Source organism: Chamaesiphon sp. OTE_20_metabat_361 (assembly GCF_031364565.1).
The window spans coordinates 1-9,675 of the sequence record NZ_JANLWO010000628.1 but is presented as its reverse complement, the minus strand read 5'-3'; the positions used below and the strand labels follow the sequence as shown (position 1 = coordinate 9,675).

Annotated in this window: 9 protein-coding genes; 4 read left to right on the top strand and 5 right to left on the bottom strand. The window is 48.2% G+C overall.

What is annotated here, in order from left to right; genetic code table 11:
- The first annotated feature begins 466 nt into the window (after positions 1-466).
- Positions 467-967, top strand: a complete 501-nt coding sequence (locus RMO35_RS17985; protein WP_309742804.1) for a hypothetical protein — start codon at positions 467-469, stop codon at positions 965-967.
- Between the two features lie 23 nt (positions 968-990).
- On the opposite strand, the gene RMO35_RS17980 is transcribed toward RMO35_RS17985, so the two are convergent.
- The 3 genes from RMO35_RS17980 to RMO35_RS17970 form a co-directional block, all read right to left on the bottom strand.
- The gene (locus tag RMO35_RS17980) at positions 991-1,467 is read right to left on the bottom strand and encodes a hypothetical protein (protein WP_309742802.1); all 477 of its coding nucleotides are present in this window, start codon (positions 1,465-1,467) and stop codon (positions 991-993) included.
- A gap of 163 nt (positions 1,468-1,630) precedes the next feature.
- Positions 1,631-2,398, bottom strand: coding sequence for a glucosamine-6-phosphate deaminase (locus tag RMO35_RS17975; RefSeq protein ID WP_396135695.1), 768 nt, complete (start codon positions 2,396-2,398; stop codon positions 1,631-1,633).
- Between the two features lie 269 nt (positions 2,399-2,667).
- A complete protein-coding gene (locus RMO35_RS17970) occupies positions 2,668-3,642 on the bottom strand; it encodes a serine/threonine-protein kinase (RefSeq protein WP_309742798.1) in 975 nt (324 codons plus the stop codon).
- A gap of 243 nt (positions 3,643-3,885) precedes the next feature.
- On the opposite strand from RMO35_RS17970, the gene RMO35_RS17965 reads away from it, so the two are divergent.
- The 3 genes from RMO35_RS17965 to RMO35_RS17955 all read left to right on the top strand — a co-directional run bounded on the left by RMO35_RS17965 (position 3,886) and on the right by RMO35_RS17955 (position 7,731).
- Entirely contained in the window at positions 3,886-4,809 is a 924-nt protein-coding gene (locus RMO35_RS17965) for a rhodanese-related sulfurtransferase (protein ID WP_309742796.1), read from the top strand.
- 233 nt (positions 4,810-5,042) lie between these two features.
- Positions 5,043-6,356, top strand: a complete 1,314-nt coding sequence (locus RMO35_RS17960; RefSeq protein ID WP_309742794.1) for an aminopeptidase P N-terminal domain-containing protein — start codon at positions 5,043-5,045, stop codon at positions 6,354-6,356.
- 370 nt (positions 6,357-6,726) lie between these two features.
- Positions 6,727-7,731: an NADP-dependent oxidoreductase gene (locus RMO35_RS17955; protein WP_309742792.1), complete on the top strand. Its 1,005-nt coding sequence runs from the start codon at positions 6,727-6,729 to the stop codon at positions 7,729-7,731.
- Between the two features lie 2 nt (positions 7,732-7,733).
- Here the strand turns inward: RMO35_RS17955 and rppB are convergent, their stop codons facing one another.
- Positions 7,734-9,107: a two-component system sensor histidine kinase RppB gene (gene rppB, locus RMO35_RS17950; RefSeq protein ID WP_309742791.1), complete on the bottom strand. Its 1,374-nt coding sequence runs from the start codon at positions 9,105-9,107 to the stop codon at positions 7,734-7,736.
- Between the two features lie 42 nt (positions 9,108-9,149).
- The coding region (gene rppA, locus RMO35_RS17945) for a two-component system response regulator RppA (protein WP_309742789.1) at positions 9,150-9,675 on the bottom strand (526 nt) is incomplete at its 5' end.

Here is a 9,675-nt window from a genome sequence, read left to right as displayed (position 1 = left end):
CCAGGGGATCGCCAAGCTGTTGCTGCCAACCCTCGATTACAGCGACCGCTTGGTCGGCAGGAATAGCTGTCAGACCCTGTTGCAGAGCCGCAATTGTAGAATCAATATCAACCTGTGCCATAAAATCTTCCTGTGTTTTATTTACTTTGATTTACTCTGAGTAATTTTTTGACTGGTTGCTAATCAGTAACTCACACCATTCACATTATTACAAATGTCCGACAAGAAGTCATCTATCTTTAGACCTATATCAATAGGTATAGCAAGTTACCATTCGATCGCCAGAATAGCGGCTAGGCGTGTCAGATCGATCGAGAAAACAAGTTAAAGCTGTTGCTTTGTAAGGTTTGCAGTGGTGGGCAGTGCTACACAGTGCAACTCCGGCAATCTCCGTCTAAATATGGATGGAATGCGTTGGCGATCGAGTCTAATATGAACTAGACTCATCTTGTTATCTAGACCCACTATGAATCCCGAAGCACCTCAAGCCGATTCCGCAAGGCGGAGGCTACGCCAACGATTTATTGCGACTACTACCAAGGAACGGCTACGGGTCATCCTGGCGATCTGCATCATCGTGGTGGGGACGATGCACTTTGTCGTGCCCGCTCCTTTCGTCAAGATCGTACCGGATTATTTTCCCGCTCATCTGGCGTTGGTTTATATCAGTGGCTTTTTTGAGATTTTAGGTGGAATTGGGATTTTGGTACCGCCTGTGAGTCAAGCTGCGGCGTGGGGATTGCTGGTATTATTTATCGCCGTGTTTCCCGCGAATATTAATATGGCTGTCAATGCGATCGATCTGCCGAATATTCCCGATTCTGATGTCTTGCGGTGGGGGAGATTGCCCTTGCAAGCGGTGTTGATTGCGTGGGCGTGGTGGTATACCAAAACGGATAGTTTGGATGGGCAAGTCTCATTAATACCCGATCGCTTGGTGAAATCGCTGACTCAAGATTCAAAATAAAATGATGGCGATTCTAATAAATATTAAATAATATTAATAACTAATGTTTGTTTGACATTACCAGTGCCAGAAAACTGCTGCGATACATTAGTATTTTTACCATTAAAATTAACGGAAATCGTATCTTCATTTTGGGATGAGTTTCCCGATATCTCGATTTCATTGCGTCCGGCTTTCATCAGTGGGGCTAAATTCAGCTCTAGAGAATTATTCGCGATCGATTTGACTACTTTACCATTGACTTTGACTTCGACGCGTTGCAGGCGAATCGGGGCATTGTATGCCAAGCCCTGAACCCTCAACAGATGGGGCTGAGTCAGATCGGCACGCTCGATACTAACAGTGGTAGATTGCACTCGTCCGCCATCGGCATCGGTACTGACAATCACCGTACTTTGACTGATGGTAACGTCACTACTATTAGTCTCAGTGGCAAATGTCACCACTGAATTGCTCATCATTAACACTGCACTAGCTACGACTGAAACACTCGTTTTCATCAACTTTACCTCTATGTCACTAGTGTGAATATGCAATGTTTTAAGTGAGTCGGCGATCGTCCAGAAACCCGTTCCGCATCGCTATTTCTAAGTGTAACTGTAATTGACGCTGGTAGTATGAGGACTGTTCCACCTGCTGCCGCGATCTTCTACTACCAGTATTTTAGGCGATCGCACTAGCCGCAGCTTCATCCAAGTATAAGGTCGCCGTGGGATATTTGCGTAAGATCGAAGCCGGACAGGTGGGGGAAATTTCACCAGTCAGCATAGTTTTGACAATCGCGGCTTTCCTGGATCCCATTGCCACACAGCAAATCCGCCGCGCCTTGCAAATCGTCGGTAAAGTCAGTGTGAGTGCGTATTGTGGCACTGCTTCGATCCGATCGAAGAATCCCGTATTTACCTGCTGTTGGCGCGACTTATCGGCTAATTTTACCAACTTAACGGGATAGCGATCGGTAAAGTCAGCGACTTCAGGATCGTTAAAGGCAATATGTCCGGTTTCGCCGATCCCTAACAAGCATAAATCGATCGGTTGGGCAGCGAGTAATTGCCCATAACGATCGCATTCGGCAATCGGTTCTAAGGTGTCGCCAGCGAGATAATGAAACTGGTGGGGAGTGACTTTTTGCGTCACCATTTCCCGCATAAATAACTGAAAACTCGCGGGATGCTCGCCCCCAATGCCCAGATATTCATCTAAATGAAATAGTGTTATCCGTCCCCAGTCGATCTCGCCAAATGTCGTCAAATCTTTGAGTAACTTCACCTGAGAGGCACCACTCGCCAAAATCGCGGCGGCGCTACCCTGACGCTCGATCGCCTCATTCAGATAAGATTGGGTTTGTGTGACTAGACTCTGGACGATATCTGCCTCCTGACGATACACCTCAACTCGCAAAGCATCGACTTGGAAGGTACGCAACGGCATGGTAGATAGCAGGTAATTAATAGTCGATGGTCGAGCGATCGTCCGATATCGAATTATTTTACCGCAGATTCGATCGCTGCCACCTCTAAATTTTCTGGATGGCTGCGATGGCGAGGCTACCTCATCTGTACTTTGGTTAGAAGCGAAGTCCAACTGACTTGTGTGTACTCTTTATTGTCAGCTAATTTAACAAATAACAGGGGTTTGAATCCCCATCTTAAAAACCCAATTATCAATTCTCAATTCTCAATTCTCAATTCTCAATTAATTTAGCGATCGACTACCGATGCACCACCGATGTTCTGCATCGAGCCGATCTGACTGACGATCGTAGTAGTACTAATCAAGCCCAAGCCAATCAGGACAGCTACAGCCATAATTCTACTAGTCGTTAATTGTCGATTGGTCGATTCGTTGTCCGTAAATCGCGCCGCCCAGATGTGACGATCGTCCTCACAGTCGAGCGGGATCGTCTCCAGATCTGCCAGCACCGCTGTCGTACAATCATACCGATCGCTATAATCAACCCGCGTCATCTGCTCCAAAATCGCTGCCAATCGATCGCTAATCGTCGTCAGATCCCGCCATACCACCTCTTTAGCTGCATTCCGAGGTAAGTGCAGCGGATACTGTCCCGTCAGAAATTGAATGGCAGTCATGCCTAACGCGTAGATATCACTATTAAAAGTCGCTAACCCATCAGCTTGTTCGGGAGCGTGATAGCCGGGAGTCCCTACAACTGTATTATCAATTGGTGCTTCATTCTCCAAATCTTGCACCGCCCCAAAATCGATCAGACATAGCTGTCCGCTGTCCCACCGCCGAATAATATTCGCAGGTTTGATATCGCGATGAATGGCTTGCTTCTGATGCACGTAACCCAGTACCTTGAGCATCTCCCGCAGAAATCTAATTACCTTACCCTCGCTCCACTGATGCCCGATCGTAAATTCTTTACTCAGATCGTCGCCAGCCACAAAATCCTGTACCAGGAAAAAATCGCCCTGATGCTCGAAGCACTCCACTTGCTGAGGGATCTGACTATGCTTGAAACGTGCCAAAATTGCCGCTTCCAGCTTAAATAACTGCAACATCCGAGGATGCTCCACCTTCGGTCGCAGTTGCTTGACTACACACTGCGGTTCGCCCGGTGCAGTCAGATTTTTAGCCAGGTAAGTATGGGCAAAGCCACCTTTACCGAGCCGTTTGATAATTTGGTAACGACCATCCACGACGATATTCATGGGCTGGAGTGAGCACAAATTGCTATTAAACTTCTAGTTATTTATAATCGGTGATGTTGCCGAGCAAAACTGTATGCTATGAGACAATTATTATTCACAATAGATTAATAACGCTAATTTCAGCAAATTGTCCGATTAGTGAACTAAAGCTCCAGAGCCTCTGACAGTCAAGCTTTGACCCTCAGCCCGATCCCCCAAATAGATCGAGATACAATTAAATAATGCGACCGATAAGCACTAATTATGACTCAAGTTATTGCCGCTTTTTACAAATTTGTGACCTTAGATGACTACCCAGAGCGTCGTCAACCCCTGCTAAATTTGTGTCAGCAGCACCAGATTAAAGGCACGATTTTACTGGCGGCTGAGGGGATTAATGGCACGATTGCGGGCACTCGATCGAGTATCGATGCCATCCTCACATATCTCAAAGCCGATCCCCAGTTTGCCGATTTAGAATATAAAGAATCGATCGCCACCAAATCGCCATTCGACAGGCTCAGAGTCCGCCTCAAACAAGAAATCGTCACCTTCGGCGTGCCGACTGTCGATCCCACCAATCTCGTCGGTACCTACGTCAAACCCCAAGACTGGAACGCACTGATCGCCAATCCCGATGTCGTGGTTATCGATACCCGCAATCAATACGAAGTCGAAATCGGCACCTTCGTAGGCGCGATCGATCCGCATACCGACTCCTTCACCGAATTTCCCGCCTACGTCGCCACCCACCTCGATCCCCACCAACACAAACAAATTGCGATGTTTTGTACGGGCGGTATCCGCTGCGAGAAAGCTACCTCCTACCTGCTCTCCCAAGGCTTTGAACACGTTTATCACCTCCAAGGTGGCATCCTCAAGTATCTCGAAGAAATCCCCGCCACCGAGAGCCAATGGGAAGGCGAATGCTTCGTATTCGACGATCGTGTCGCCGTCACCCACGGACTAGCACCGGGTACCCACAAAATCTGCTGGGGTTGTGGCGATCCGCTCTCGCAATCGGATCTCGCATCACCCCACTACGAACCCGGCATCTGTTGCGCCCGTTGTTACTCGACAATCACCTCCGCGCAACGTGCCAGCCGCACCGAAAGATGGCGACAACTTCAACTAGAGACGAGTCATGTTTCCGCTCATCTCGATCGCGTTAACAATACCCAAATATAAGCGATCGAATACAGCAATCTTATTTGATTTAGAAAAATCTGGTAGGGTGTGTTACCGCGTAAGCGTAACGCACCAATAATAGTCTAATTTTGAAATTTCTGATGATTACTCCCCTCCTCTGCTAAGGCAGACGCTGCTTTTTGCGAACGCGAACGCGAACGGAGGGGTTGGGGGTGGGTTCCATCATCTAGGATTGCTAAGATAACAATATAGTCAGCATAGGTTAGAAGTACATGCAAGCAGAATACCGCCAGCGTCGGGAACAGTTAATGGCAAAAATTGGCAATGGCACCGCGATATTTGGGAGTGCGCCGATGGCTACCATGCACAACGATGTCGAATACGTCTATCGCCAAGAGAGTGACTTCTACTACCTGACTGGCTTCAACGAACCCCACGCTGTCGCCGTCATCGCCCCCCACCACGACGAACACAAATTTATCCTCTTCGTCCAACCCAAAGAACGCGAAAAAGAGATCTGGACGGGATACCGCGTGGGTGTAGATGCTGCTAAAGAAAAGTATGGCGCAGATGAAGCATATCTCATCAGCGAACTCGATGAAAAACTCCCCCAATATCTAGAGAAAGGCGACAAAATTTACTACCATATGGGGCGTGACGAACAGCTCAATGGCAAAGTTATTACCCATTGGCAAAGATTGCTCCGATCCTATGGTAAACGCGGTACGGGACCAGTCGCGATCGAAGATCCCTTCCTCACCCTCCACCCCCTGAGACAGGTTAAAAGTCCTGCCGAACTGGATTTGATGCGCGAAGCTGCCCGGATTGCGGCTTTGGCTCACGCACGCGCCCGTGAAATTGCCAAACCAGGCGTAAATGAATCAGAAATCGAAGCCGAAATCGAATACATCTTCCGCAAAAATGGTGCGATGGGTGTCGCTTATCCGTCGATCGTGGCATCCGGCTCTAATGCTTGCGTTTTACACTATATCGAGAACAACAGCACCCTCAAAGATGGCGACTTGCTGCTCATCGATGCGGGTTGCGCTGTCGGGTACAACAACTCCGACGTTACCCGCACCTTCCCCGTCAACGGCAAATTTACCACCGAACAAAAAATCATCTACGAACTCGTCCTCGATGCCCAAATGGCGAGTATCGAGCAAGTCAAACCGGGCACCACCTGGAAAGATTTTCACCATACCTCCGTCCAAATCATCACCGAAGGCTTAGTCCAACTCGAACTCCTCTCCGGCGACGTCGATACCCTCATTGAAGAAGGCAAATACAAAAACTTCTACATGCACGGTACCGGACACTGGCTCGGCTTAGACGTCCACGACGCGGGGATTTACATGCACGGTGCCGAAACCTGGTACCAATTCCAACCCGGCAACATTATCACCGTCGAACCAGGCATCTATATCTCCCCCGACATCGAACCCGCCGAAGGACAACCCAAAATCGATGACTGTTGGAAAGGCATCGGCGTCCGCATCGAAGATGATGTCCTCATCACCGCTAATGGGCACGAAGTCCTCACCGCCGCCATCCCCAAGTTCGTCGAACACCTGGAATCCCACTAAAAAAATCCCCTCCTCTGCGCAGGCAGACGCTTCGCGAAGGTCGGGGTGCCCGTAGGGCGGGGTGGGTCATTCGACTAATCCTAGAGTTGTAGTCGTCCAAAGTTGTAGGTTGGGTTTCATTCTTCAACCCAACATCCCCACAATCGTTGGCGTTGGCGTAGCCTGCCGTAGGCACAGCCGCGCCGAGAGGTAATCTTTGAGGTTTTTTGGTTGAACGAATGTGAAACCCAACCGATAACTCGTAGATATGATGCGTAGTCCATTTACCCACCCCACCCCACCCCGTATAAATGGGGTGGAGCAAGAAAGCCCCCTTTATAAGGGGGTTGGGGGTAAATTAACCAGGAATCCCACCACATCGGAGCAAATTATGACTCAAATCGTCAGTCGCGAGATTCATCTCGTCTCTCGTCCCCAGGGAATGCCTACCGCCGCTAACTTTGAGACTGTAGAAACTCAGCTAGAGCAAGTTTCCGATGGACGCGTCCTCGTTCGCAACCTGTACATGTCAGTCGATCCTTACATGCGCGGTCGGATGAATGATACCAAATCTTATGTACCGCCGTTCCAATTGGGGCAAGTGATGGAAGGTAGTGCCGTCGGCGAAGTCGTTGAATCCCACGCTGAGGGGTTCAAATCTGGCGATATCGTTTCTTCTACTTTGGGTTGGCGCGAATACTTTATTGCCGCGCCGCAGGCATTGCAACCAGTCAACCGCGAAATTCAACCGCTCTCGGTTTATCTCGGGTTGCTCGGGGCGACGGGTTTGACGGCTTGGGCGGGGTTAAATTTGGTCGATGTCAAAGCTGGTGACGTTATCTTTATTTCTGGGGCGGCTGGGGCGGTGGGCAATGTCGCGGGACAATTAGCCAAGCTGCGGGGGTGTCAAGTTATCGGCTCGGCGGGTTCGGCGGAAAAAATCGCTTTTCTCACTCAGGAATGTGGCTTCGATCGAGTATTTAATTATAAGGACGCGCCCGTACTCACACAGCTTCAGCAAGCCGCTCCAGAAGGGATCGATGTCTATTTCGATAACGTTGGCGGCGAAAGCCTTGAAGCCGCACTGGCGGTACTCCGCAACTACGGTCGGATTATTGCTTGTGGTGGCATCTCTGGCTATAATGCCGAAAAACCCGCCCCAGGGCCGAGTAATTTATTTAATATGACGACCAAACGATTGACGATGAAAGGGCTGATCGTCATCGATTCGCTGCCTCAGATGGCGGCATTTCAACAGGAGGTAGGTGGCTATTTTCAGGCAGGTCGCTTGAAAAATCAAGAAACAGTCATCACGGGGATCGAGCGAGCCGTGGAAGCCTTTCTCGGTCTATTTAGCGGTATAAATCTCGGCAAGATGGTGGTAAAACTCGATTAGTGTTACGCATCGATGCGATCGGAAGACGTTTTCAGCAAACTCAATTGATGCTTATAAATAGGCAATCGGATTGTAAATTTACTGCCGCGATCGAGATGACTCTGGACTTGAATCGTGCCATGATGTGCCGATATAATTGCCTTGACAATTGCTAATCCCAATCCCGTACCACCTGTAGTTCGCGCTCGATCTGCGCGGACTCGATAAAAGCGATCGAATATTTGGGGTAGGTCTGCTGCGGCGATACCAATGCCATTATCTTCTATGCTAATAATTGCCATCCGATCGAGCGATTCGAGGCTAATTATTACCGTGCCGCCTGTGAGGGTATATTTAATCGCATTGTCGATGAGATTAGCCACTGCTCGATATAGTCTGTCACTATCACCGTTGATATAGATCGATCGATTTCCAGATATTGCTAGACGTAAATCGATATTTTTAGCCACAGCTAAGGGCGCTAATTCTTCTTCTAGATCGCTAACTAGATCGTTCGCACAACAAGGTTTAAAGTTTAGCGGTAGCTGATTGGCTTCCAATCGCGATAGCCACAATAGATCTGCTGCTAAATGGGAAAGATGCTGAATTTGCCGATCGGTTATTTCGAGATTGTTTTGCATGTATGCATCGATCGGATCTGTATTTAAGGCACCTTCTACCGCAATTGTCATCACGGATAAAGGCGTTCTCAGCTCGTGAGCGGCATCGGCGGTAAATTGTTGAATCCGCTGGTAAGATTCTAAAATTGGACGCATTGCCAGTCCAGATAGCCACCAACTCGTGCCACCGATTGCTAACATGCCGATCGGAATACCAACTAGGAGGATCGTGTGTAAACTGTGCATATAATCATCTAGCATCCGAAATGATTGGGCAACTTGCAGATATCCCCAATCTCGCCGATCGATTGTTTTGAGTTTCAGGGTATGAATGTGATAGCGTTCGCCGCGATTATCGGTAACTGTTGCCCATGTTGCTGGTACTTTCTCAGCAAACTGATGTTTTGCGTTGCCAAGATTGGCGATCGCGCGACCATTTAAATTTAATAAGCGAATACAGTAACCTTGTTGTTCGGTTAATTCTTTGATTTTAGATTCGTAATTATTTGGCGAACATTCTCCGCCTACTACACACAATCCTGGTAATAATTTTGCGGCATCCGCATCGAGTATCTCTGGTTGTTTCAGTCCTGTTTCGAGTGTGTCATGGATGGTGCCAGCTAAGGTATTTAATTCCCGATCGACCGATCGCTCGAATACTCGAATCATACCCAAATGAAGTCCATAACCAGAAATCGCTGTAATTAAACCGATAACGATCGCATAAAATCCAGTTAGTTGCAAACGGGTACGATTAAATAGTCGATCTGGAAGCATTAATTAATAGTTAATAGTTGTAAATTGATTGATAGGAGCGAGTTAATTGCAGATGAGCCGATAGCCAAAGCCGCGTATGGTTTCGATGGTGGGTAAGCAGTCGGATTCGGACAACTTCTTGCGTAAGAGGCGAATTTGGGCGGCTACGACGTTACTCGCAGCATCAGAATCGATCGACCAAATTCGACTGCGAATCCGCTCGTGAGTCAGGGTTGTATTGGGGTGCTGCATCAGATATTCTAAGAGTTGAAATTCTTTTGCTGTTAGCGTTATCTGACTCAGATTACCCTGTCGATCGGTAACTAAAATGCCATTATTACCATAGTCTAATTCCATATTGCCCAATTGCAATCGATCTGGTTTAAATGTCGGAGCGCGACGCTGGAGGGCGCGCATTCTCGCTAACAGTTCGGCCATCCCAAAAGGTTTGACGAGATAATCATCTGCTCCCGCATCCAATCCAGCTATTTTATCTTCCATCCGATCTTTGGCTGTGAGCATTAAAATCGGTAGGGTATAATTATGCGATCGCAATCGCTGACAAAGTTCGATCCCCGATAGTTTCGGT